The organism is Catalinimonas locisalis (genome assembly GCF_038039535.1).
Classification (GTDB): Bacteria; Bacteroidota; Bacteroidia; order Cytophagales; family Cyclobacteriaceae; genus Catalinimonas.
In genome coordinates, this window is record NZ_JBBPHP010000020.1 from 29,323 (window position 1) to 54,491 (window position 25,169).

Below are 25,169 nucleotides of genomic sequence, written 5' to 3' on the forward strand. Positions count from 1 at the left end.
TTATTTAGATGTCTCAGTAATTTTCTTATTGACGGGCAGAACTTTTTCCCAGCCTGCTCTGACGTAGTATTTGAAATGGCTCTCACCGGTCGGTACATCTTTAGGGAAGACTCCCAGGTATTTCATGGTCTTAAAAACACTACCTTTTTGTAGGTCATTGTGAGGAAAGCCCGGCTCAGTACATCCCAGACAGGGATGATTGGTGCGGGTTTTACTGGAAACCCTATTCCACAGAATATTATTGCAGGACGCACGAGTCATGGGTCCACGGCAACCTACTTCGTAGAACAGGCAGCCTCCTCGCTTACCAAATCCGCCATCTATTTTCTGGGCAAAATTGTTGACATTGGGGCAACCGGTCTGCACAAAGGAAGTGAAGAAAGTCTTAGGTCTCTGGTAATCGTCAATCAGTATATCTTTGGCTCTTCCAACGGACAGGGCTACCAATATCTGGGTAATCCAGTCGGGGTGAGCAGGGCATCCGGGGAGGTTTATAACCGGAAGGCCTCCTTTGGAAATAAAATCAGCGCCCAGAAATCCACCTTTAGCTTTTTTGTGGAACTGCATACCAGTAGAGTCAGTAGGATTGGGCTCTACTGCTGGAATACCACCCCAGGTGGCGCAATCACCAACAGCAACGACAAACTGAGCCGCAGCTGACAGCTCTTTTACCCATTCCATCATGGGCCTGTCAGCGAAGTAATTCATTGCCCCGGTATTATCAGGGCCCTGAATGATGGAGCCTTCGTAAACAAGAATATCCAGTTGAATTTTACCAGAGATGCAATCATTAAGAAGTTCGGAAACCTGTTCTCCGATTTCCAATCCTATTGAGGGGTGCCAGAGGATATTAATCCCAAAGTCGGTGACAAGATCAACTACAGTGGGTTCTTCTGCATTAAGGAAAGACATAGTGTTACCACTGCAGGCCCCGCCCTGTAACCAAAGTACGTTTGCCATAGATTAGATAGTTTTAGGTGTAGTAACATCAATGTAGTCTATATTTTGAAATTATTCAAACGATAAAAGATATTTATAGTCATTTTAAAATTATTACAAATAATCAATCAATCAATTATAATCAAACCAAATTTATTAGACATTTTGTAAATAAAGGAGCATCTAAATAGAAAAAGATATGGAGCTTCTTTGTTTATTTTTAATAAATTTACTTTAAACAAAGTATAGACCCCCTCATAAATCTTTTCGTTACTCTTAAGTCCATAATTATCATATCTACTAAGGACATTAATAGAAAAAAAAATCCCTGAAGGAAATCTCCAGGGAATCATCATTTTTTGCTTTCGGGGTTTAGTTAAACCCAATTTTATCCAGTGCTTCGTGGCTAATTTTTATCGCTTCTAAAGGCTCCAAACCATCATAAGTCTGGTCCTGTTCTACGATGTAGTATTCCATACCTGAAACCTCCTTCTTATCAAGAATTCTTTGAAAGTCAATTTTTCCAGTTCCTACAGGAGCAAATCTACCCTGCTCATCCATATCCTTGACATGCCAGAGCTTAAACCGTCCGGGATATTTTTCAAAATATGCCACTGGGTCTGCTCCTGCCTTGCTTACCCAATAGAGGTCCATTTGAAAATTTACATTTTCAGCATCCAGATGCTCAAGCATATAGTCTATGGGAACTACACCATTTTTGTTTTCTTCAAACTCAAAGTTATGGTTATGGTACAAAAATTCTAAACCAGCCGCTTTACACTTCTTTCCTATTGCACTCAATATGTTAACCAGTGAATCAAGGTCATCGCTCATAGAAAGCGTTCGGTTTTCAGGATTAAATTTAAAAAGTCCCATGGGCGGTACCGGAGCCACAAAATACTGAAAGCCTGCTGCTTTTACATCTGCGATAAGCTTATCTGCATTATCCAAGGTCACCATTCCCATATGAACACTAAGGGGTATCATTCTCAGTTCATTCAGTTCTTTCTGAAATGCCTGGGGAGACATACCGTAAAATTTTCCATCCTGATAATCTACTGCTTCAATATACTTATACCCTATATCCGATACTTTTTTTAGCGTTTCATGAGGGTTTGAGCCCATTTCGTTTCGCAGCGTATAAAGTGTCATTCCACCAAACCTATCCTGGGAATAGCCAGGTAAAGTTATGGATAAGATAAGAGTGACGATCAATATCCCCTTTGTAATATGTGCCTTCATCGTATGTAGTATTAGTTTATTCTAATTTACAAAAATTAAAAATTGGCCTAAATTAAGCTTTTTCCAATATTTACACTTCAACAGCGATTTTCAATTAAACTAATACATCAATTTGATGAGCATCGTTAAGTTAAGATAAAGCTGATTCAACCAGTGTATATTTCACTTTAGCTCCAAATCTTCCAGTCCTTCGGCAGAATCTCCACGTATCTGCTGGAAAGCCTGGACCATTTCTTTGAGCTTTTCTGGATTGGCTTCAGCCAGATTGTTTTGTTGGCTTAAATCTTCCGCTAGATTATATAGCTGATATTCTTCATTATTGCCCAGTTCTATATCCACCATCTCGTTGATTGCCGGCCCCTGATAGGGAGGAATCATGACCCAATTTCCCTGCCTGAAGGCGGTGCGTGAAGTTGCTTCCAATACTAACTGATCTCTGCCCTCATCACTTTCACCCATAAATACATCCAGTAAGTTTTCACTATCTCTCGCCTGTTGGTCACTGCCTACCAGTGCGGCAAAAGAAGAGAGCAAATCCAACTGGCAAACTAAGGCATCAGACACTTTAGGTGCAATTTTTCCCGGCCAGTAGGTTGCAAAAGGCACACGGGTACCTGCCTCAAAAAGGCTGTATTTGCCTCCTCTCAAAGGACCAGCGGGGGTATGATCGCCCAGTTTCTCTACCGCATCGTCATAGTAGCCATCATTAAGCACCGGACCGTTGTCACTGGAAAAAACGATTATTGTATTTTCCATCAGCCCTTCTTCTTCAAGGGTTTTCAGAAACTCACCGATGCACCAGTCTGCTTCCAGAATTGCATCTCCTCTGGGTCCCATGCCGGAGCTACCGACAAAACGGGGATGAGGTGTGCGGGGCACATGGGGCTGCTGAAGTGCATAATACAGGAAGAAAGGCCCTTCCTTATGAGCTTTGACATATTCCTGTGCTTTGGCCAGAAAATGATCTGCCATATCTATATCACTCCACTTTGCTGCCTCACCACCTTTCATAAATCCAATCCGGGGAATGCCGTTCACAATGCTGTTATTGTGTCCATGATGCCATTTCATACTGAGCAGTTCAGGATTATCCTTACCGGTGGGTTCACCTTCAAAATTTTCCTGATAGCTCACTTGTATAGGATCATCAGGGTCAAGGCCTACTACATCTCCATTTTCAATATAAACCGTAGGTACTCTATCTTGTGTGGCGGCCAGAATATAACTATAGTCAAAACCTACTTCATTGGGTCCGGGGGATACATGTTCATTCCAGTTTACATTACCTGTTCCCAGGCCCAGATGCCATTTCCCCACAATACCCGTTTGGTAACCCACATTTTTCAGCATACTGGGGATAGTAATTTGCGAAGTATCAATCACTAATGGAGCGGTGCCGGGTAGAATTTTGGCATCTTTGTTTCTCCAGGGATACACGCCAGTGAGTAAAGCAAAGCGGCTGGGAGTACAGGTAGCAGAAGACGCATAGCCGTCTGTAAACCTTACCCCACCGTTAATAATTTTGTCCATGTTAGGGGTAGAAATTTCAGTAGCGCCATAAGCACTCACATCGCCATAGCCCAGATCATCCATGTAAATCACCACAATATTGGGTGGCTGAGGAGTGGTTTCATTACTTGTAGTGGTATCAGGTTCAGAGGCACAATTCCAAAATAAAATGCTTATAAAAAAAACTAATAATTGTGTCAGTAGCTTCATAAAAATTGAGTAGAATTTAAAACTTATTGGAGTCCGTGAATTCTTCACAGACTCCATACTGGTGATTAATCAGCTAAATTAGGATTTATATTGATTTCTCCCTGCGGAATTGGCCATTGATAATCAACATCTTCTCTGAAACTCTTTCTGGTGACAAACCAGCGGCTGTAGGGATCTACTTCTTCTCCATCTTGTCGTAAGTTGACTGCATCAGGAAATGAAGCCCCGTAAAAACTGCCTTGCAGAACTTCATGAGCAGTTCTCCACCGGATCAGGTCCCAATATCGTATTCCTTCAAAAGCAAATTCGTTTCTACGTTCTCTCCTAAGAATAGTCCTCAGTGCATCAGGATCAGTTTCGGTCACTGGAGGCATATTTACACTTGCCCTTCCTCTCACCTGATTGATTGTAGCATCTAATAAGCCTTGATCTATAGGATCTCCAGCTTCCAGTTTGGCCTCCAGGTAACCTAATAAAATCTCAGCATAACGAATGATCGGCAAGTCTATTCCTGAATTACCCAGATCACCTGAGAAGCTTTCCAGCATAAACTTTTTCATACCGAAGCCGGTACGGGTAGCCTGGCGGGTAGTGGTGAGCTGATCAATTGAATTTACAGAATCTGGATGCGTGATATACATCGCTTCTCCAAACTCCTGATTGTTTACTAGTACTGTATAGCCAAGGCGAGGGTCACGGTTTTCTCGTACATCCTCAGGATTATAAAGTGGGTTTTCGTAAGAAAAGGGTGTTCCGTCAATGAATTCATAAGATTCTACCAGGCTTCCTAAGGGATTGAATATATGCCACCCTCCGCGAACTGCCGGGAATCCATGCTGCAAAAGTCCATTACCCGCCAGGTCAGAAAGATATATGGTTGAAAAAATGATTTCCGGACTTGACTCATTTGTGCCGTTAAACAAACTTTCATAATCCGGGTCTATGCTATGATCACCGAAGTTGATGATGCGCTCATAAGTTGCGGCCGCATCACTATAGCGTTGTTCTGCCAGTTGCATTCTAGCTAAAAAAGCAAGCACAACCTGTTTGGTAGCTCTTCCAAATTCTGTTGCTGGCATTTCTGAGGCCTGGGGCAGTGCATCTACAATTGCGGAGAATTCATCAATTACGTACGCAACAATCTCGCTTTTGGGAGTTTTTGTCAGTGTATTGGCTTCATCTATACTTAAAGTGCTCGTAACCAATGGCACTGAGCCGTAATACTGTGACATATAAAAATACTGTACTGCCCTCATAAAACGGGCTTCCGCTTTCATACGCTCAATGACCTCAGGAGCCGCAGGGGTTTTGTCCACATTCTCCAGGAAATAATTGCTTCTGGCAATTTTCTGATAACTCCGCTCCCAGTACTGGGCCAGCAGATTGACATTATTAGAGTTCATCTGCCCATTGCTTAATCGGCTGAAGGGAGCGTTGTCCCCACGCCGGTCGTAGGCATTGTCAGTGGCCATATCCAGAAATAGCAATCCGTAGTACGACCACCAATCGTTCGCACGAAATTCAGGGTTGTTATTTTGCTGAATGTTACCCCGATAAACTCCGGTAAGTGCCAGTAATGCATTAGACTCACTGGTCCAGAAGGTTTCATTGGAGAAAGAGTCCAGAGGTTGAAGGTCCAGTTCATCAGCGCAGGAAAACAGCATCATTACTGTAATGAGACAGGGTAAGATTCTTTTGAATGAGAATTTTGCTATATGTATCATCAGAATGTCGTTTAAAAGGTTACTTTAATTCCCAGGGTATAATTTCTCAGAATAGGATAATAATTCAGAGAAGTGTTGAGCTCAGGGTCCCACCCATCCCGGTAATTGTGAAAAGCCAGCAAGTTTTCACCACTAAGTCGGAATTGCAATGCCTGTAGTTTGAGATTTTCCAGCAATGAAGCAGGTAAACTGTAAGTTAACTGAACATTTCTCACCTTCAGATAAGAAGCGTCCAGTACCCAATAGGAAGAAAGTAAAGAATTTGCAGTTCCTCCATTTGGGATGGTCTCCAAACGCGGATACTCAGCATTACGGCTGGGGTTATCAGGTCTCCATCGTTCCTCAGCCTGCCAGCGCTGTATGCTACCCTGGTTAAAAAATGCGTAGCCAGCGGCATTATCCAAGCGACCATTTACTTCAGCTACTCCCTGCAAAAGTATACTCAGGTTAAAGCCTTTATACCCACCTGCCAGATTAATTCCATAGTTATATTTAGGAATACGGCTTCCCAGTACAGCACGGTCGTAAGTAGCATCTACCTGGCCATCCGGTACACCATCGGGTCCGTTGATATCTTTGTAGCGAATATCACCTGGATTTGGTGTGGTATTGACTGCGCTTTGATCGGGATATTCGTTAATATCCTGCTGGTCAATAAAAAGACCATCGGCTACCAAGCCATAGTAAAGCTCTAGTGGCTCTCCTACAAAAAGATCACTTCCATTACCGATCAGTCCGTTGGGCTGTACTATATTACCTACACCCAAATCCAGCATCTGGTTATTCAGGATCGTAAAGTTGGATGAGATATTATAGGTAAATTCTCCAGAACTACCCCGGTGCCCCAGCGTAAATTCAAATCCTTTATTTTCTAAGCGGCCTGAGTTCTGAACACCTACTCCAAAACCAAGCGTATTAGATACACTACTTCCCGGGGAAAGCAGAATGTCAAAAGTTTCCCGGTCAAAGTAGGTGACGCTAAAGTTTAGCGAATTTTTGAGAAAGCTACTTTCTAATCCTATATCAATAGACTCTGTCGTTTCCCAGGTTAAATTACTATCTGTGATGTTTACCCGAGCCACTCCTGTATTGATAGAATTTCCAAAAGGGTAATTGTAACCAGTCTGTAATATGTTTTGGTACGGATATACTCCTCCGCTATTACTGTTAACAGTCTGGTTTCCTAGTCTTCCCCACGAGGCTTTCAATTTAAGTTCATCTAACCAGTTAGAAGCACTTTCCATAAAACTTTCTTCAGATATTCTCCATCCCACGGCTACGGAAGGGAATGTAGCGTATTTCTTGGAAGGCGGAAAGCGGGAAGAGCCGTCATGCCTTACTACCCCTTCTACCAAATATTTGTTCTGATAGCTGTAGCGCAAGCGAGCGAGGTAAGAATCCAAGGCCCATTCTTCGGCGCGTCCGCTGTTTTGCATGCCTTCAGCCGAACCTACGTCCAGTACTGTAATTTCATTGTTAGGAAAGCCCTGACGAAAGGCAGTACTTTCTTCAAAAAGTTCAGTTTCGTAGGTATGCCCTACTAGTAAGGTAACCTCATGATCACCCAGAATCTTATTATAGGACAGAAGCTGCTGCAGCGTACGGTAATATCGTCCTGCTGAATTTGTATTGAGGGTAGCAGGTTCTAATATATTAGTTGGGGATATTTGTTGTGAAGCAGAGAAGCGTTCCCATTGATTATTAAAGTAAGTATATCCCCCAATGAGTGAAAACTTTAAGTCAGGGAGGATATCCCAGTCCAGCTGCATATTGAGAAAGAGGTCAGTGCTTTTCTGTTCATAATAGCTATCGCTGGCCAGAAATGAAGCGGGGGTACCGCTCTGTTCAAAACCTCCACCCCAATCTCCGTTGGATAAACGAATAGGATAGATCGCCGGATAACGCACCGCTTGTCCGATGATGCCCAGCATACTGGCAGCGTTTCCTAAAGTAGCAGGGCCTGAAGGCTGCTCGTCGTAAACCTGTACACCAGCCAAGCGTGAAGTAAGCTTGATTTTATCGGTTATGGACGAAACTACATTAAGACGCACATTATAACGATTGTAGTTGTTATCATCTATAATTCCGTTTTGGTACAGGTAGCCCAAAGAAAGCAGATAATTTGACGAACCCATACCATTGGAAATGGTAATATTATGACCTGTCTGGGCTGCCTGTTTCTTTAGTACCCGATTGATAAAGTCACTGTTGGGATAATTATCGGGATCGGTCCCATTTCGGAAAAGCTCTATTTCATCGCTAGAATAGGCCGGAGGAAGATCATCATTGGCATTTGATTCATTAAGCAACTCAGCGTACTCCCAAGAGTTAACGTATTCGGGATATTCGGTAGGTACCTGTATACCGGCATAACCATTGTAGGTGACCCTCAACTGATCAGACTTCGCCGTTTTTGTAGTCACCAGTATCACTCCGTTGGCAGCTCTTGCCCCATATATAGCTGCCGAAGAAGCATCCTTAAGTACTGAAATATTCTCTACAACATTGGGGTCAATATCATTGAAAGAAGAAGTCGGAATCCCATCCACCAGAATCAGTGGTGCATTTGATGAATTTACTGAGCTAACTCCGCGGATCTGAATATTACCCCCCTGGTTTCCTGGTTGTCCTGAGGTTTGGGTAATAGTAACGCCAGGCATTTGTCCGGTAAGCGCCTGTCTTAATTGAGGCACGGGCCGGTCGTTTATTGCCTGACTGCTGACCTGTGAAACAGAGCCTACCAATTTTGATTTTTCCTGCGTACCATAACCTACGACTACAACTTCTGATAGCGCTTTGATATCCGGCATGAGTTCCAGATCAATACTTGTCCGACCATTGATCTCAACTTCTTCAGCAGTATAGCCGATAGATGAAAATACTAAAATGCTAACGTCATCACTGACGGTAAGCCTATAGTCACCGTTTGCATCACTTACCGTTCCCATATTCGTTCCTTTAGCAAGAATATTCACTCCTGGTAATGGCTCACCTGATTCACCGTCTGTCACCCGTCCACTGATTGTTTGTTCAAGGAGTAAAACTTTGGATATTCTCGGGGTGCCAATGGTATGCTTAGCAATATGATTTTTGGAGTTGTAAGCAAATGCATTATTGATATCTACTTTTTTGAGCTCCTCCTTTTTATATTGATTAGCCTGAATCACATATATGCGTTCATCAATCTTTTTAAATTTTAATCCCAATGGCTCTAATATTTCTTTGAGTGTTGACTCAAGATTTTCTTGCTGCCGGTCTGGTAATATTACTTTCTGATCACCTATTTCTCTGCTGTTGAAGACAATACTTACCTCATACTCCTGTTCATAGGTCAATAACAAAGATTTAAGCGTGGTACTTTTATTATCCTGAGATAAAAAGTTGATTGCTCCAACGTTTTGGTTGTTTGCAAAATGTTGGCTATATGCACTGAAGCTGATAAAGCACATCAAAACCAGTAGTATTTTGCTTGCAATGAATAAAAATTTCCTCATAATGATTAGTTTTAGGTTAGGGTTTGAAACTCTACCTGCTCATTACCTAGTTTAGCCGCAGGGTCATTGGGCAGGTCATTTTTCTACTTACTTATGATTAGCGTGTCATCATTTGCCTGTATTTTAATGGATAAAGATTCTTGAAGTACTTCAGAAAGCAGAGATAAATTGTGCAATGGTAGCGTTCCGCTGACTTCTAATGACTGTAGCGTACTATCCTTAAAAACTACTTTTTTACCAAACCTCCTTTCAATGGCTTTAGCTAAATCGTTGAAAGGAGTATCATTACAAAGCAGTTGATTATCTGTCCAGGATGAATAAACCTCGGGGTTGACAATTTTTTTCTGAATAGATGAGTCATCTGCTAAGACCTCTGCCAGGTCACCGGGCTCCATAGTCAATACTTCATTTTCACCTGACTTGAGCTGTACCTTTCCGCTTTTGAGTACTACCTGGGTTTTTTCTTTCCAGTTCTGCACATTAAATGAAGTTCCGATGACTTCAACCTCAAGTCTGTCAGTATGCACTATGAACTTTACATATTCATTATCAGATTGATTTTTGGTTTTCTCCACTTCAAAAAAAGCCTCACCATCCAACCACACTTCTCTTTGTTTAGAGAAGTTATTTTTTACCAATAGGCTTGAATTCGCATTCAATGTGACTGAGGAGCCATCAGGAAGGTTAATTGATTTTGTCTCCCCATAAGCAGTCTGATAAACGGTGTCATTCTGATTCAGAAAGAGTAAACCGATAGCTGCCAAGAGTAAAATTCCGGAAATAGAAGCAGCTATTCTGTACCATTTTTTATGAAGTGAAACCGTACCGGAACTGGTTTGAGGGACATCCTGCTTAATATGATTACTAATTCGCTCAAAAACTTTTTCATAGTCAGCATCTTTCTCTTCACTTATACTATTGACATTGATTTCCTGATCCATCAGATCTGCCAAATGCCGTTGTCCATGCTCAGTTTGTAGGTAGTTCAACACCTGATTTAGCTCATGAGCGGCACATTTGTTTTCCAGATATTTGATCAGCAGTTGTTGCATACTTTACTATGTTATTTTTAGTAAGTACACCGCTGCCTGGCGATTCGATTATAGTGATGGGAAAATAATTGAAACTAAATCAAAAGAAGAAGTTTAGAGAGACAAGTATTGTGATGGCTTTGTTAAGAAATTCACGCATGTATTTACTGGACTTAGACACCTGAGAACGTACCGTATGCTCTGAAATCCCCAGACTATCGGCGATTTCCTGGTTGGAGTAGCCTTCTATGATTTTAAGCCGGAAGATTTTTTTCTTTTGGTCAGAAAGACTATTAATGCCCTTTTCTACTATTGCTATACTATCATGATAAGATACTTCTTCTTCCGTATGATTATTTATTACAGATTTCTCACTTGAGGCTAAAGCAGCGTATTTGATACGTTTTTGCTCACTTCTGATTACATTTAAAAGATGGTTTTTTAAGCAGGTAAACAGAAATGCTTTAACGGACAACTTTTCATCTAGATTTTCTTTGTTGTTCCATAGTTTGATGAAAATTTCCTGTAAGGCATCTTCAGCCAGTGCTTGATCCTTAATGTAACGAAGTGCAAAATTAAAGAGAGGACGTTTGTAGAGATGATAGATTTGTTCAAAAGCGGACTCATTCCCTAGCTTCAGTTGATGGAATAATATCTTTTCGCTAATTGCTATCATTAGAAGCAAGTTAATATACTTTGTTATTAAATTAAAAATACAAAGCTGATTTTCAAGCTATATTTTCTAACTCTTTAAAATTTATGGCTTATTTTAAATTTATTAGTGTTTAAATTTAAGTTAAAGTGATACAAAGGCGGATGAATTTTGAATCTGTAAACAAGGTACAAGCATAATAGTAATCAAGAAAAAAAGGCTTTTCGGCGATGCCCAATCCGCTAAATATTTGAGGTTTATCTTCACCACATAGCCTTTTTACAAAGGCAATAATGAATTGCCCTTTTCCGCTTAGTAAGTCCGGGCCCCTTACTTCAAAAATGAAGGGCCACCGTTTGGCAGGTTAGTTTGTAAGCTTCAAAGTAACCTAGTTCTACGATCAGGCATTCAAAGCTTCTTTCACCCTTTCAGGAGTAAAAGGCAGATGGCGCAGCCGCTTTCCGGTAAGGGATGCAAAAGCGTTGGCGATAGCTCCGGCAACTACCGGAAGGCTCGCCTCCCCTATTCCCTGCGGAGGCTCTTCGGAAGGAATAATCGCAATCTCAATGCTTTCCGGAATATCGGTAATTCGTAACAAAGGATAGTCATTGAAGTTGGACTGTCGTACCTCACCATTTTTAATGCTGATGCTTTCTTCCAACACACTACTCATTCCCATGATGATCCCACCTTCCATCTGGGCGACCGCATTATCCGGTTGTACTACTATACCAGCATCTACTGCTGACCAGAAATGATGGACTTTGATTTTTCCTTTTTCTCTATCCAGTGAGATTTCACAAATGCCTGTACATAAGGACCCGCTTCTCTCACCGAAAGCGATGCCTCTGGCACGGCCTTCCTGAGGTGGCGTATTCCATTGGGCCATTGCTGCTGCTTTTTCCAGTGTTTGCAGTGCTCTGGGAGAGTCTTTCATAAGTTGCTTACGAAACGTATAGGGATCAATGCTCTGGCCAGTGGCGATCTCATCAATGAAAGACTCAATAGCAAATTTATTAGGTCCATGCCCTACAGAACGCCAGTGCTTTAGCCGGACTCCATTGTCTACTGCCCGTAGCTCCAGTCGCTGATTGGGAATGGCGTAAAACTCATTCTTAGCTCCACTGGTTAGCAATCCGCCGCCATCTCCCACTACACAATGCGACAAACCACTTAAATTTCCGGAAGCATCTATGCTGGCTTGCAGACGCTGGAATGACATCGGCCGATACATACCGTAGCGCAAATCATCTTCACGGGTCCAGATAAGCTTTACTGGTTTGGTGACTGCTTTGGATAAATGCACCGCTTCCAGGATATAATCGTGATTGGAGCGCCGCCCTAAGCCCCCACCCAAATAGTGCTGATGAAAAGTGACCTGAGAAGTATCAATTTGTAATGCTCCGGCAACAGCTTCTGCCACTGAACCTGCCCCCTGGGTGCCTGCCCAGACTTCAGCACTACTTCCATCGGAAGATACTGAGGCAATAGCGTTCAACGGTTCCATCTGTGCATGGTACACATAATCATTCTTGTAATCGGCAGCATAGGTTTTGGCTGCGGAAGAAAATGCCTGCTGGAAATCACCCTCTTCCCCCAACACCTCACCTGTCTGACCCTCAGTAGCCGTTTTTTCATATTTTTCAAAATCTTCCTCACTGCTATGCCCGCGGGCTTTGGTATCTTCACTCCACTCTACTCTCAGTCTTTTCTTGGCATTGAGCGCCTGTTCAATTGATTTTGCTACGATTCCTACTCCATAATCCAGCATAACCACATCTACTACTCCATCCATAGAGCGGATTTTATCTTCATATTGCAGACTGGGCTTGGCACCATGAATATTTCCTCGCTCAATCACGCCATACAACATATCAGGTAGTTGCACATCCATAGCAAATACTGCCGAGCCATTCACTTTGGCAGGAATATCATAACGAGGCATCACTGTACCGATCAAGCGAAACTGATCAGGACGTTTGAGCTGTTCAGCAGGAATCTCAGGAATAGTTTCCGGGGCCTTCAGAAAAGAAGTGATCTCGCCATAGTTAGCTTTGCGATTACTCTTTTTATGCACTACCCAACCTGGCTCAGTGCTTAATTCAGATACCGGCACCTTCCAGTGATCTGCTACACTATTTAGCAGTATATAGCGAGCCTGTGCGCCAGCCTGTCGTAAGCTGTCAAAATAACCCATCACTGACCAGCTTCCTACGGTCAGCATAATCTTATTACCGCCCCAGCGCTCTAAGCCATAGATATCAGGTTCAATAGGCGCATTCTCTATTCGGACTTTTGACCAGTCAGCATCCATTTCTTCTGCCACAATCACTGGCAATGCTGTCATGGTACCCTGCCCCATCTCAGCAGCAGGATTATAGATGGTAATTTGCCCATCGGGTTCTATGCGTACCCAGGCGGTAAGCTCGCTGGTTTCGGTCTTTTTTTCTGAATTGGGGCTAGCGGAAGTAAGTCGGGAAGTAAAGCTATAGGCAGTAATGCCAATGGTAACGCCTCCGGCTTTGGTCAGAAACTTACGACGAGAGATGCCTGAAGATTTAGTATTTGTAGGAGTTGGCGTTTTCATAGTGCTTGCATAAAAATTGAAAATACTGGACAGTGAACTGCAATTAGTCGTTGACAGAAGTTTGCTCCTGTCCGGATTTAGCTGCCAGTTGAATGGCTTTGACAATGCGCATGTAGGTGCCACAACGACAAAGGTTACCTCTCATATGAGTAAGAATTTCCTCCCGGCTGGGATTAGGGTTGCTCTTCAGCAAGGTAGCCGCCTGCATGATCTGACCAGACTGGCAATAGCCACACTGAGGAGCCTGAGCTTCTATCCAGGCTTTTTGCAGGGGATGTGAGCTGTCTTCAGAAAGTCCTTCTATGGTCGTGATTTCCTGACCATTCGCCATGGCTGAGACTGGTAAGCCGCAGGCTTTCATGGCATGGCCATCCACATGGATAGTGCAAGCACCACATTGGGATATACCGCAACCATATTTAGTCCCCATCAATCCCAGATGCTCACGGATTACCCACAAGAGAGGGGTTTGGGCATCTGTCTCCACCGTTTGTGTCAGTCCGTTGATCTTTAGCGAGTAGGTAGGCATAGCGTGAAAAGTATAGTGTAATGATGCAATTAAGGTAACGAAAAATCTGTTGGGATGAAAACTCATCAATGTAGCTATTCTCCAGTTTTATTAGAGCAGTTTAGTCTAATAAATCTGGAGCAAAGGGCCTCTGCTATTTACTTTGAGCGGCCAGCCATTCCATAATAGTAGTGGGTTTGCCATTCAGTTTTACCAGCGAACCGTCCCTGTCTCGTCTGCATTCGTTAGCATGAGAATAGATCCATGACCAGTGCCCGGGATAATGATAGTCATCACCACCAAAAAAGCCGGTAATATCTACTACATGATCATACAAAGAAAGATGCACATTTTCTGCATTGGCCGCCTGCAAACGTTCGTAAACCGGGATTACCGTGTTTTTGGCAACTGTGGTAGAATCGTCTTTGGAATGGACAAACCAGATAGGAATATCCTTGATGCTTTCAATCTGCTCGTCAGAAATATACTGCGACCGATAGGCTAAGGCACTGGGAAAAGCCGCCGCAAAATATTCGGGATGAAGCAAAAGAAGCTTCAATGTCATATAACCGCCGTTAGAGCAGCCTCCCACATAGATCCGGTCCTGGTCAATGTTCGGATTGTCGGATACATAATCCCGGATAAGAGCCATCAGAGCTTCATTGTATTTATCATTAACCTGACCACTGGTGGAACCACCCTGACCATCATCCATCCAGCGGGTGGGGGTCTGAGGCACCAGCACATAAGCACCCCCCAGAAGTGCCTGTATCTCATCAGAAGCATAATTAGCCGCCTTGTTGGCAATCAAGGGGATCGCAGGATCAGTACCGCCTTCTCCTCCTCCATGCAACCAAATGAGCAAAGGTGTTTTTTCACTACCAGACTCAGGCATATAGGAAGCGTAAGTCAGGCTGACATCAGCATGCGTAAATTTACCACTTAGATCAAAGCGGTCAATCAGCGGCATGATGCGATTCACTTCAGTATTCCAGCTTTGGTTAGAAGAGTTATCCGTGATAGTCATGGAATAATCTACCCAATTATTGCCACTACATTTCTCGTTTCTGGAATACTGAATGGGAGAAGCCAGGGGATTGTTAGGAGCTACTTCAAATACCAGGGTAACATGCTGACCTTCGGAAGCTACATTTCCCTGAGCATCAGAGACATAAGCATACACCACTTTGCGCTCACCTGATGCCTGTTCAGCAGGCAAGTCCACACATTCGGTTTTGCGTTCCACCTTAACTGAATAGTTCTGATGATTGGCAGAGGTAACCGTCTCTTCCAAAGAAAGAACGGCCCTGCTAACAGCTCCGCCCCAGTCGTATCCTTCAATAATGACCGTATATTCTCCTTTTGCCAGAGGAGTGTTAATATCGTAATGAGTATCCGACCTATCAAATGCGGGAGCGCTGGTATACGCGGCTGAAACAAAAGTCAATAAAATGAGGAGTCTTTTTATCATAGTAGGTTGTTGTTTTTCAATATTTATGATGATAATTCCTATCCTTCTTACGGAGAATATCCATCAGCTAACCACTCCAAAATATATCATGTTTTTCTTTCGGAGAAGCATTACCAGTGAAATATTTGCCCTTTTCAAAGTAAATCTTTACCCCTGCCCTTCATTGATCAGCAAGAGGGGAAGGACAAAAAGAGCAGCCAGCCTGAATATTAGTCCAGAAAAATATTAAAGCGGTTCAAAGAGTAAGTTCAGTATTTCGTTTCAAATGCTGACCTAAGTATTGGCAAACAGGCAGAATATATAGATAAATAGTGCTAAAAACAGGAATAGTTTATCTAACTCCTAGCTGCTATCTGTATCTCTGGCTATAATTCACGTCAAAAAGCATAGAAAATACTCATAACTTCTTGCTCAACAGATGAGTTATCTCAAAAGTGTAGTCTTCGCAATAAAAGCTTGCGCCTACGCAGATATCAATCATTTTTTCAACTAAAGATAACCAGTATGGATTTTTCAGAAAAACAGACCCTAAAAGACTATCCGGAAAAGGAAAAGACCGCTTATCTGGCAGCCGTAGCCAGTATGGCCACCCCGGAAGATAAAGCTACTCAGGAGGAAGTAGAATTTTTAGCCGATTTATGCGAAGAGGCGGAGCTCTCACCGGAAGACCGTGATAAGGTTATTTTGGAAGCTCAGAACCCCACCAATGACGGGTTTGAGCAGTACCTGGATTGGCTCAAAAACAGTGACCTGAAGTACTCCTTTGTAGTAGACATCATTTCGTTTGCCAAAGCTGATGGAGAGTATACGGAGGAAGAAAAAACAAGAATCCATCGGATGGCCGATAAGCTGGGACTCAGCATAGAGCAGTATAATGCGCTGTACGATTATGTCAATGAAGCTGAAAAAGCACAGGGAGAGGAAACCTCAGAAGAAAATTTTCTGGAAAAAACCGGCTTAAAAGAAAAGCTAAACCAGCAGAATATCCCGATAAGAGGCTTACTGACAGGCCTGGTGGGTTCTATGCTCATGAAAGGCGCGATGGGCAGAAGGCATCGCAGAAAAGGACTGCTCAGCCATATTTTAGGCGGTAGCACATACCAAAAAGGGGGATTAAGTTCACTGGTAGGTATGCTTAGTGGTAAACGTGGCTATCGCAGGTCCGGTGGTTTATTGAGTCGTTTTTTGTAAATATTACTCACCAAAATCATCACAACTTATGTTGGCACCAATTCAGAAAGCGACAGATCATACCCACCATTATTATCTTCCGGAAAAGGTTAATTTTCTGTGTTATTTTGGGTTAATATTACTGCTCACTACATGTCAGGGTGCTACTTCTCCGGAACAGAATAATGCAATTGCAGACTCTACGGATACTGCTGCTGATACAAGCAATGTTTCTGCCGAGAATGCTGAGCCTCTCCTAAAACCAGGACATATCGTAATGCAGGTGAGTGACCTTGACAGATCACAACAGTTTTATGAAGATCACCTGAAGCTGGAGACCCGGGAAGAAGTGATCTACGAAGGTGAAAGACGTATCTTTATGAGTGCCTCCGACAGCCATCATGAACTGGTACTGCTGGAGCCGCGAAAAGAGGAATTTCTTCCTATTGACATCAGGCAGCTACAGCAGCTTGCCTTTGAGGTGAGCAGTCATGAAGAGCTGGTAGAATATTATCAGACCATCAAAGCAACCAATATCCCCTATGTCATCAAAGATAATCAGGTGAGCCTCTCGCTGTACTTTCCCGATCCCGACAGTGTGACCATAGAATTGTACTGGGATATTCAGGATGAACCATTTGGGGAACAGCAATGGCAGGGCAGGCAGGAAGATATCACTGAAGAAGAATTTCTTAATCCATACGAAAGGCTGGAAGGATAATCTTTTGAACGACCTGCCTATGAAGAACACCTGAGGTAACTACCCCAGGTGTTCCTTAAAAAACTTGATTGTGCGGTCCCAGGCCAGTTCTGCTGCGGCCTGATCGTAGCGGGGCGTAGTGTCGTTATGGAAGCCGTGATTTACATCCGGATACATATAGGCCTGATAATCTTTGTTATGCTTTTTCAATGCAGCCTCGTATTCCGGCCAGCCTTCATTTACCCGGGTATCCAAACCTGCATAGTGTAACAGCAAAGGAGCCCGAATGTCAGCCACCATCTCTGCCGAAGGTTGCCCTCCATAGAAAGGAACCGCCGCATCCAGGCCGGGTATTTTCGCAGCCATCATATTAGAAATCCATCCGCCAAAACAGAAACCTACTACGCCTACTTTGCCGGTACAATCTTCGTGCTTTTCCAGTACTCCATAAGCGGCGATAAAATCTTCCAGCATCTCGTTACGCTCTCTTTTGCGCTGCATTTCACGTCCTTCATCATCGGTACCCGGGTAGCCACCGAGAGGGCTAAGGGCATCAGGTGCCAAAGCAATAAACCCTGCCAGGGCCGCTCTCCGACATACATCTTCAATATGCGGATTCAATCCACGGTTTTCGTGCACTACTACAATTCCGGGTAACTTTCCGGAAGCCTCCGCTGGCTTTGCCAGTAGCCCTTTAATCTCTCCGCCACCCTGGGGTGAATTGTAGGTGATGTACTCAGCATCTAGTCTGGGATCGTCCTGCCTCACCTGAATTTTGTTTTCATAATCAGGCATGATAAAGCTAAGAAGTGAAGCCACCGTTATTCCACCTACTGCATAAGTAGATAGCTTGTCCATAAATTGCCTGCGCCCGATGCGGTTGTGGGCGTAATCATCATAGAGGTCAAAGACTTCCTGGCTGACATCTTCTTTGCGGAGTTTTTTCATAGTGCTTGTATTTAGTGGATAGGTTGACCCAAAGGTTTCTTTTCAATATACGCTTTATTTTTCTGCATTTGTGCATCCAGTGAGAAACGTCCCGGTCCGGTGAAAAATAAGGCAAGAAAAGCGAAGCCGAAAAGGATCACTTTTTCCTGCTGCCCGAATTCGTCATTGAAATGCGCAACAAAAAAAGCTGTCGCCATGGTAATGATCAGGGGAATGAGCGCCGCTCTGGTAAAAAGCCCCAGCATGATGAGCAGAGAACAGAGCACTTCTGCAAAAACTGCCAATGCCAGAGAAGCCGCGGGGCCCAGGCCAAAAGGATCGGCGAAGCGGATTTCTTCTGTGCCAAATAATCGGGTTAGCTTGCCAAAGCCATGTCCATAAATCATAGAAAATCCGAAGACAATACGAAGGATGAGCAGACCGTAATCCTGAACACGAGAGGTAAATTCTAAACGAAGTAAATTCATAGCATTGAGGTGGTTTGATGATTGTACTAAAGAGTTTGCGGTTTAAATTATTACAATCATTGAATAGCGAAGAAAATATTCTTTGAACGACCAAATTGATACTGCCAACTACAAAATAAGCTGTGACACTAACCGATACAGATATCAACAGTTAAAAATTCATAAGGTATGGTTATAAAAATATCAGCTCTTTAAAGCATCGCGGTTAGCATTGCCTGCTTACTTCTTTTTTGATCAGATAAACTTCGTGAAAAAAATACACGCCAAAAAAGCAAAGCCGTCTTTTGCTAATGACGGCCTTGGAGAAACTTCTTTCATGAAGTAAAATACAAAATAGCCTTGCTTTCTCAAGCAGCCCCTTCTCCAATCTGTAAGTTGAACAGGGAAGGATTTATGCTATGCTGGCTCAGAATAAGGAAAATATCATGAACCCCTTCAGTAAAGTTATTTATCTGCCTACAGTTGGCTTATACCAAAGCTTTCCTGCAATACTCCAGGCACTTTGCCACTTCTTTGACAGCGTCTGAGCCCTGGGGAATTTCATATTCCAGCTCAACCGTAGCAGGAAAAGCATACTTTTGGTCACGCATAGTTTGAAGTACTTCAGAAATAGGCGTATCTCCTTCTCCCCAGGGTAGGTTGTCCTGACCATTTTCAGGAGTCTGACGGTCTTTCACATGCATGCTCATAATCCTGTCATGCTTGGCATTGATCAATTCTAAAGGATCAGGGTTACCGGCTGCCACATAATGTCCAAGGTCCAGGTTCATAGCATTATATTTAGACTGTTCCAGCGCAGTATCCCAGAAAGTAGGTGTTTCCTGCGTATGACCGTGATAAGCCACATACATTTTATGCTTCTTAGCCAGTTTTCCCAGGCGTTGGGTATGCGCGTCATCGCTAGGATGCTCCAGCGTGACATGGCTGGCTCCCAACGCTTTAGCTGCCTTCATACCATAATCAATTTCCGCATCAGTATTGTCTTTCCCAAAGGCATTAGGTTTAAAAGCGTATATGGTGACGCCAGCATCGTTGTACATTTTTTTCACCTGGCTAAATTTATCCATAGACACTTTCTGCCGCCAGGCTGCTACTTCTTTATTGTTGGCCTCCATCTGCGCCTGCATATCGGCCAATTCCTTTTGCTCATCTTCAGTTAATGCTTCGCCATCACGCTGTTTCCTGTACAATTGATAGAAGGCTCTGCGGTCTACCGGGTTTTCAGGCTTGCCGGCATAAGTTTCAGCCGGATCACCCATAAGTTCAATGGCGCTGATGCCGGAATCCAACACATACTGCAAAGTAGCCTCGGCACTCTGGTCGGGCATGCTGCGATAAGAATAAGTGATGACGCCAATCTGTACATCATTGATAAGGGAGCTCGGCTTATTGTAACGCCTGATAATATTGGGTGCAGCAATCAGCGAAGGAGCGGCAGCAACACCAGCCACCAGGGAGGCGGTAGTTCCTATAAAGCGACGGCGGGATAATTGCGTTTTTAGGTTGCTATTCATAGTATAAGTATTTAGGATAATAAGCGTATTGGTTATTTATGTTTCATGAACATGACTAAAATATTAATTTTCTTTAAGCATTTATGAAACCTTTATAGGTTGCCATAATGCGTTTTCATGTAAATAACCTGACAGGACATTTTACTATCACATTAAATGTACCAGTATTTGATTCATCCAACAAGCATTATCCGGCGAAATAGACAAATTCTGTTTTTTATACGACAGTCTTAAATGGTTTATGTAAAAAGACCAAATGGAGAAGAATATGACCGAAATCAGTCATTAATAAGTAAGTCCGTGACCAAAGGGAAAAAGGGTATCTTCCTCAGCATAACCTGGAGCATCAGGTTCCTGTTCAACAATGGCTTCAGCCTTATTTGCCAAAGCAAAAGGAAGTTTTCCACTGGGTTTAAACTTTCCGGTTAGAATGTCCATCACTGCAGCGTCACTTACTCCAAAGGTTGCTAAAATGACGCCTGCATTCAGGAACCCACTGTCTTCATCCAGGACGTAAGGTTGACGAAAGTCTATGGACAGAATTGTTTTGTCTGCTCCTACTTTATTCATAACAGTCTGAATATCCTCTAAGGAAGGTGTCATTTGCCATGATTTGGATTTAGCCATATCAGAGAAAGCTAACAAATCCAGTTCATCCGGGCTTGCCCCTCCAAACATACGCCCACCACTTCTGTCATTAGATACATGCACTCTGATGACAGCATAATCGGTATCTTCGCTGATAGAAGGCATGGTTTTTCCCTGGCCGGGATCATAGTCACCTGATATAGCTTGAATACCTGCCCACTCATCATCGTTAAATATAGAGGTATCTACACCCATCGTAAATATTTGCAGTGAATCATCTTCTCCTGGTATGCTGATCGGAAGGCCCAAATTGTTCTGGAGCAGTACAATTGATTTTCGCTGAGCAATATCTGCCTTTCTTTGAAATGATGGGTTACCTATTACATAAGCAGCACGATTCGGATTCACGTAAGGGTTTTCAAACAAGCCCAATTCAAACTGTTCTTTCAACAACCTCCTCACAGATAGATCTACTCTATCTTCGGAAAGCTTGCCTGATTTCACTAAATCAAGTAGTTGCTGGTTATTGTTAAAACCGGAAAGAATATCTGTTCCTGCTTGTATGGCAATAAGAATCTGCTCTTCCTCGCTTTTGTCTTCCAGCCCCCAGGCTCTATCTCCGATAATGCCGGTATCCGAATTGATATATCCTTTGAATCCCAGCTTATTCCTTAGTAAATCGGTGAGAATACCTTTGGAAAAGGCCATGCCAACATTGTTGGGCATATAAGGCTGATCTACCGGAATACCGTAATAAGCCATAATGGATGAAGCTCCGGCATTCACTGCTGCTTCAAAAGGAGCGAGATGGTAATCAAAGTTATCTGCCGGATAAGTCTGGTTTTTACCATATGCATAATGTGGATCGCCTCCCCCTTCCTGAGGTCCTCCCCCGGGAAAATGCTTGATTGTCAGGGCAACACTTCCTGAGTGCAACTTGTCACCTTGTAAATTACTGACAAGCGTGCTAATAATGTCTGAAGCAAGCTCGCTGTCTTCAGTAAAGGTCTCATGAACGCGGTACCAACGTGGTTCAGTAGAAAGATCCGCCATATAACCGTACATACCTCTCAGCCCGATTGATGTCCATTCCTGTCGCATAATATTAGCAAAACCAGCAATAAGCTCCATGTCCCGTGTAGCAGCCAAACCATTTTCTTTGGGCCAGGCTGAAAGTGCACCAGATTCAACATTAATACCCGCCCGTGCATCATAATCCATATGGTTTCTGGCGTTGGACTTAAACATGAGCGGGATGCCAAGCCGGGTATTCTCGGCAAGTTCCTGCACCGCATTCATAAACTGAGCTGCTTCAAAAGGTGTGACCTGTGCACTTCTGAAGGGATTCCCTCCTACATAACCACTATTAACAGGGTTTTCAGTAATGGTATTTCTGAAAATGAAGCGGGTCATTTTCTCATCTTCAATAAATTCAACCGCACGTTCACTTAATTTACCTTTCTCTTCAGCATTCAGGGTATTGATGAGCATCATTCCTACTTTTTCTTCCAGGTTCATCTGGCTTAAGAGGTTTTCAACACGACTATCTAAAGCCTGTCGCCAGTCTTCATAAGCATCAAGTTTTCCATTTTTATTAAGGTCTTTAAACTCCAACTGATCCACATGCAATATTTCAACAGTGCGGGCTTCAATAGCAGGTTGAAACTCATAAGTGCCCTGTGCTATTGCATTACTGTAACAAATTACCAACAGTAAAATAAAAGTTCTGATCATATCTTATAGGTTGCATTAAAATAATAGTGGCATTATCAATATAAATGCTTTTCTCTTAGCGTTAGCCTACATTATACTAAATTTAATATGTGATTGTAGATTTGCTATTACTTTTTCCATGTTTCTGGGGCTAAAATCTTTTCTGCCCACTAAACTCCATAGCTTCTCCTTTGCCAAAGCCGTAGCTCACACCCAGGGTAATGAAACGACCTCTCAAACGGTAGTCGTAGAGGTAAAAGGAAGACTGGCGGGTTTCTGATTCAAAAATTCGGCTGGCAAACACATCCCTCACACTTAAGTTTACAATCGTTTTGCCTTTCATGATCTTCTTACGGACACCCAGGTCAGCAAACATATAACCGGACATCTCGCGCTGAAAGGTCTGATAGCTGGATTGATAGTTAGCAGTAATTTCAACATCAAAATCAGCGGGCAAGCCAAATTTTGAAGTCATACGGGCCGACCATTGATCTGCATTGAAATCAAAGGATGTGGCCTCAAAACTACCTTCCCGTTGAAAGTAGTTGTAATTAAAATCACCATTGAGCGACCACCAGTTGGCAGGGTCATATTTGGCGTTAAATTCCACTCCGGTCGCTTTGTTGGTACCTATATTCTCAGGGCGGGTAATGCTCACATTATTTTCAAAGGTAGCTACATCTTCTACCACATCGGTCGTATAACGATAGTAAATTGCTGCGTTCAAAGAAACCGGCCCCTGATCAAAAATACCATTTACTTCATATGAGTCAGTATACTCAGGCATGAGCTCAGGATTACCCGTACTGATATTAAAGTTGTTACGGATATTGAAAAACGGATTCAAATCCCATAATCTAGGCCTGGAGATTCTTCTTGAATAACCTCCCTGCAGTGAGAAATTGTCCAGCACTTTATAAGACGTATGGACCGAAGGAAAAAAATCGGTAAACAACTGCTGATTGGATTCCTCTGTATCCTGCAATTCTGTTCTTAAGTCGGTATTCTCTACTCTTAGCCCCAGTTTGACACCAAACTTATCTCCTTCATACGCTCCGGTACTATAAACGCCCAGTACTTTCTGATTATAAATAAACAGATTACTTAATTCCGGGATTTCAACCCAGCGGATATCTGCCCACTCGCTTATAGCATAGTCATTGGACACATCGTTAATAACGTACTGCGCTCCGCTTTCCAGCGTAATCCTGTCGCTGAACGGATGGGTGTAATCCAGCTTGAAGGTATATTCTCCCTGATGGAAATTATTGACCGTCTGCTGTCTTTCGTTTAGGCTTTCATTACCCAGTATTGCTGTATTTTCAAACTCGGAAGACTGATCTTTGCCAAAGAAACTTCCTAAGGCGCTGAACAGTAGCGCCTGATCTTCATGGCGCTTAAAGTTTTTCTTATACTGCAGCTCGTACTGGTATTTGGGATTGGTGGCCTCGGTGACTTCGTTTCTGCTCCAGCGAGAACTCAAGCTATTCTCAGCGTCAAACTCGCTGAATAAAGCATTGGAATATTCCGTTTCAAATTCATAGGCAAAGCTACCGGTGAGCGAAAGGACGTTTTGAGGATTGATATGATAATCCGTACCCAGAATCACATTCACAAACTTTTCGTTCTTTTCGCTGTCACCCACACTACTGACAGTAGTATCGTTTTCCAGGTTGCGATTGATGGTCTCAAACTCTTCCGGAAATGTACGATGCCCTATACCTAACTGACTGAAGAGGTTAAATTTTTCAGTCCGATTGTTAAGACTGAAGCCTAAGCTATGATTGTTGGGCACACCGGTATTAAGGGTTACGGAGCCATTGAGTCCTCTTTTCTCTTCTTTTTTGAGAATAATATTGATGATACCCGAGGTACCGGAAGCTTCATATTTGGCGGAGGGGTTGGTGATCACCTCAATGCTCTCAATCATATCGGCGGTAAGGGTGCCAAGTGCGTTTCCTCCCTCGCTGGTCAGTACAGAAGGTTTACCATTGATCAATATCTGTACGCCGGTACTACCCCTTAAACGTATCTGGCCCTCAATATTTACAGCCACCGAAGGTACGTTATTAAGTACTTCCAACGCACTGGCTCCGGTACTGCTGAGGTCCTGCCCCACATTAAAAACTCGCTTGTCCAGTTTGAACACCGTCTGTGATTTTTCTCCCTGCACTACTACTTCGTCCAGTGTTTCGGTATCCTCAGACAGGGCAATGGCTCCCAAATTTACCTTTCCGTTGACAATATTAAGCTCAGTAATAGTCTGCTTCACAAAACCAATAAACCCCACTTCCAGATAAAAATCTGCAGCTTCTGTTTCCAGGCTGAAAGAACCATCCGCAGCGGTTGTGGTACCGGTGATCAGTTGGTCAGTCTGAGTATCCATAAGTTTGACAGTGCTATATTCAAGGGGTTGCTGACTTGCACTTTCTACCACCTTCCCTGTAATGTTGACAGGCTTATTCTGAGCCATCATGGATTGGAAGTTGACAAAAAGCATCAGTAACAAAATAGGAGCGACTTTCATAACGCAATAGATTTATTGATTTGATGGAACAAAGAAGGTACTCTTTTTTGATTTGAGAAAATAACTTCTTTGAACAGCACATCTTTTCCTGTAAACGACATTCCTACAGTCTAAAGAAGGATCTAAGTCGTTGAGGGGAGAATATATGTCGTTGAACCGTTTTATTTTTATCAAG

17 protein-coding genes are annotated in these 25,169 nt (G+C 43.0%); 2 read left to right on the forward strand and 15 right to left on the reverse strand.

Annotation, left to right across the window (positions count from 1 at the left end):
• The 10 genes from WJR50_RS20690 to WJR50_RS20735 form a co-directional block, all read right to left on the reverse strand.
• Positions 1-960, reverse strand: a complete 960-nt coding sequence (locus tag WJR50_RS20690; protein WP_341295225.1) for an NADH-quinone oxidoreductase subunit B family protein — start codon at positions 958-960, stop codon at positions 1-3.
• A gap of 351 nt (positions 961-1,311) precedes the next feature.
• Positions 1,312-2,181, reverse strand: coding sequence for a sugar phosphate isomerase/epimerase family protein (locus tag WJR50_RS20695; protein ID WP_341295226.1), 870 nt, complete (start codon positions 2,179-2,181; stop codon positions 1,312-1,314).
• A gap of 162 nt (positions 2,182-2,343) precedes the next feature.
• A complete protein-coding gene (locus WJR50_RS20700) occupies positions 2,344-3,900 on the reverse strand; it encodes a sulfatase family protein (protein ID WP_341295227.1) in 1,557 nt (518 codons plus the stop codon).
• Between the two features lie 65 nt (positions 3,901-3,965).
• Positions 3,966-5,624, reverse strand: coding sequence for a RagB/SusD family nutrient uptake outer membrane protein (locus WJR50_RS20705; protein ID WP_341295228.1), 1,659 nt, complete (start codon positions 5,622-5,624; stop codon positions 3,966-3,968).
• An 11-nt stretch (positions 5,625-5,635) separates the two neighbouring features.
• Positions 5,636-9,118, reverse strand: a complete 3,483-nt coding sequence (locus tag WJR50_RS20710; RefSeq protein WP_341295229.1) for a SusC/RagA family TonB-linked outer membrane protein — start codon at positions 9,116-9,118, stop codon at positions 5,636-5,638.
• A gap of 83 nt (positions 9,119-9,201) precedes the next feature.
• On the reverse strand, positions 9,202-10,170 hold the full coding sequence (locus tag WJR50_RS20715; protein WP_341295230.1) for a FecR family protein: 969 nt from the start codon (positions 10,168-10,170) through the stop codon (positions 9,202-9,204).
• A 79-nt stretch (positions 10,171-10,249) separates the two neighbouring features.
• On the reverse strand, positions 10,250-10,825 hold the full coding sequence (locus WJR50_RS20720) for a GFO_1088 family ECF-type sigma factor (protein ID WP_341295231.1): 576 nt from the start codon (positions 10,823-10,825) through the stop codon (positions 10,250-10,252).
• 376 nt (positions 10,826-11,201) lie between these two features.
• Positions 11,202-13,388 carry a xanthine dehydrogenase family protein molybdopterin-binding subunit gene (locus WJR50_RS20725; protein ID WP_341295232.1) on the reverse strand — a complete coding sequence of 729 codons (2,187 nt, stop codon included), beginning with the start codon at positions 13,386-13,388 and terminating at the stop codon, positions 11,202-11,204.
• Between the two features lie 43 nt (positions 13,389-13,431).
• A complete protein-coding gene (locus tag WJR50_RS20730; RefSeq protein WP_341295233.1) occupies positions 13,432-13,917 on the reverse strand; it encodes a (2Fe-2S)-binding protein in 486 nt (161 codons plus the stop codon).
• 133 nt (positions 13,918-14,050) lie between these two features.
• Positions 14,051-15,367, reverse strand: a complete 1,317-nt coding sequence (locus tag WJR50_RS20735) for a prolyl oligopeptidase family serine peptidase (RefSeq protein ID WP_341295234.1) — start codon at positions 15,365-15,367, stop codon at positions 14,051-14,053.
• Between the two features lie 504 nt (positions 15,368-15,871).
• Here WJR50_RS20735 and WJR50_RS20740 point away from each other — a divergent pair.
• Positions 15,872-16,558, forward strand: a complete 687-nt coding sequence (locus WJR50_RS20740; RefSeq protein ID WP_341295235.1) for a TerB family tellurite resistance protein — start codon at positions 15,872-15,874, stop codon at positions 16,556-16,558.
• A 28-nt stretch (positions 16,559-16,586) separates the two neighbouring features.
• A complete protein-coding gene (locus tag WJR50_RS20745; RefSeq protein ID WP_341295236.1) occupies positions 16,587-17,258 on the forward strand; it encodes a VOC family protein in 672 nt (223 codons plus the stop codon).
• 39 nt (positions 17,259-17,297) lie between these two features.
• Here WJR50_RS20745 and WJR50_RS20750 read toward each other — a convergent pair whose 3' ends face one another.
• The 5 genes from WJR50_RS20750 to WJR50_RS20770 form a co-directional block, all read right to left on the reverse strand.
• Positions 17,298-18,185 (reverse strand): dienelactone hydrolase family protein, encoded by an 888-nt coding sequence (locus tag WJR50_RS20750; RefSeq protein WP_341295237.1) that lies wholly within the window; start codon positions 18,183-18,185, stop codon positions 17,298-17,300.
• Between the two features lie 11 nt (positions 18,186-18,196).
• A complete protein-coding gene (locus WJR50_RS20755; RefSeq protein ID WP_341295238.1) occupies positions 18,197-18,652 on the reverse strand; it encodes a DoxX family protein in 456 nt (151 codons plus the stop codon).
• Positions 18,653-19,119: 467 nt separating this feature from the next.
• Complete coding sequence (locus tag WJR50_RS20760) at positions 19,120-20,166, reverse strand: sugar phosphate isomerase/epimerase family protein (RefSeq protein WP_341295239.1); 1,047 nt, start codon at positions 20,164-20,166, stop codon at positions 19,120-19,122.
• Between the two features lie 285 nt (positions 20,167-20,451).
• Positions 20,452-22,488, reverse strand: coding sequence for a glycoside hydrolase family 3 protein (locus WJR50_RS20765; RefSeq protein WP_341295240.1), 2,037 nt, complete (start codon positions 22,486-22,488; stop codon positions 20,452-20,454).
• Between the two features lie 130 nt (positions 22,489-22,618).
• Positions 22,619-24,994, reverse strand: a complete 2,376-nt coding sequence (locus tag WJR50_RS20770; RefSeq protein WP_341295241.1) for a TonB-dependent receptor — start codon at positions 24,992-24,994, stop codon at positions 22,619-22,621.
• Positions 24,995-25,169 lie beyond the last annotated feature (175 nt).

Excerpts from the sequence above, each read along its gene's own strand:
- WJR50_RS20690 (WP_341295225.1), bottom strand. The coding sequence starts at position 960 with ATGGCAAACGTACTTTGGTTACAGGGCGGGGCCTGCAGTGGTAACACT.
- WJR50_RS20695 (WP_341295226.1), bottom strand. The coding sequence starts at position 2,181 with ATGAAGGCACATATTACAAAGGGGATATTGATCGTCACTCTTATCTTA.
- WJR50_RS20700 (WP_341295227.1), bottom strand. The coding sequence starts at position 3,900 with ATGAAGCTACTGACACAATTATTAGTTTTTTTTATAAGCATTTTATTT.
- WJR50_RS20705 (WP_341295228.1), bottom strand. The coding sequence starts at position 5,624 with ATGATACATATAGCAAAATTCTCATTCAAAAGAATCTTACCCTGTCTC.
- WJR50_RS20710 (WP_341295229.1), bottom strand. The coding sequence starts at position 9,118 with ATGAGGAAATTTTTATTCATTGCAAGCAAAATACTACTGGTTTTGATG.
- WJR50_RS20715 (WP_341295230.1), bottom strand. The coding sequence starts at position 10,170 with ATGCAACAACTGCTGATCAAATATCTGGAAAACAAATGTGCCGCTCAT.
- WJR50_RS20720 (WP_341295231.1), bottom strand. The coding sequence starts at position 10,825 with ATGATAGCAATTAGCGAAAAGATATTATTCCATCAACTGAAGCTAGGG.
- WJR50_RS20725 (WP_341295232.1), bottom strand. The coding sequence starts at position 13,388 with ATGAAAACGCCAACTCCTACAAATACTAAATCTTCAGGCATCTCTCGT.
- WJR50_RS20730 (WP_341295233.1), bottom strand. The coding sequence starts at position 13,917 with ATGCCTACCTACTCGCTAAAGATCAACGGACTGACACAAACGGTGGAG.
- WJR50_RS20735 (WP_341295234.1), bottom strand. The coding sequence starts at position 15,367 with ATGATAAAAAGACTCCTCATTTTATTGACTTTTGTTTCAGCCGCGTAT.
- WJR50_RS20740 (WP_341295235.1), top strand. The coding sequence starts at position 15,872 with ATGGATTTTTCAGAAAAACAGACCCTAAAAGACTATCCGGAAAAGGAA.
- WJR50_RS20745 (WP_341295236.1), top strand. The coding sequence starts at position 16,587 with ATGTTGGCACCAATTCAGAAAGCGACAGATCATACCCACCATTATTAT.
- WJR50_RS20750 (WP_341295237.1), bottom strand. The coding sequence starts at position 18,185 with ATGAAAAAACTCCGCAAAGAAGATGTCAGCCAGGAAGTCTTTGACCTC.
- WJR50_RS20755 (WP_341295238.1), bottom strand. The coding sequence starts at position 18,652 with ATGAATTTACTTCGTTTAGAATTTACCTCTCGTGTTCAGGATTACGGT.
- WJR50_RS20760 (WP_341295239.1), bottom strand. The coding sequence starts at position 20,166 with ATGAATAGCAACCTAAAAACGCAATTATCCCGCCGTCGCTTTATAGGA.
- WJR50_RS20765 (WP_341295240.1), bottom strand. The coding sequence starts at position 22,488 with ATGATCAGAACTTTTATTTTACTGTTGGTAATTTGTTACAGTAATGCA.
- WJR50_RS20770 (WP_341295241.1), bottom strand. The coding sequence starts at position 24,994 with ATGAAAGTCGCTCCTATTTTGTTACTGATGCTTTTTGTCAACTTCCAA.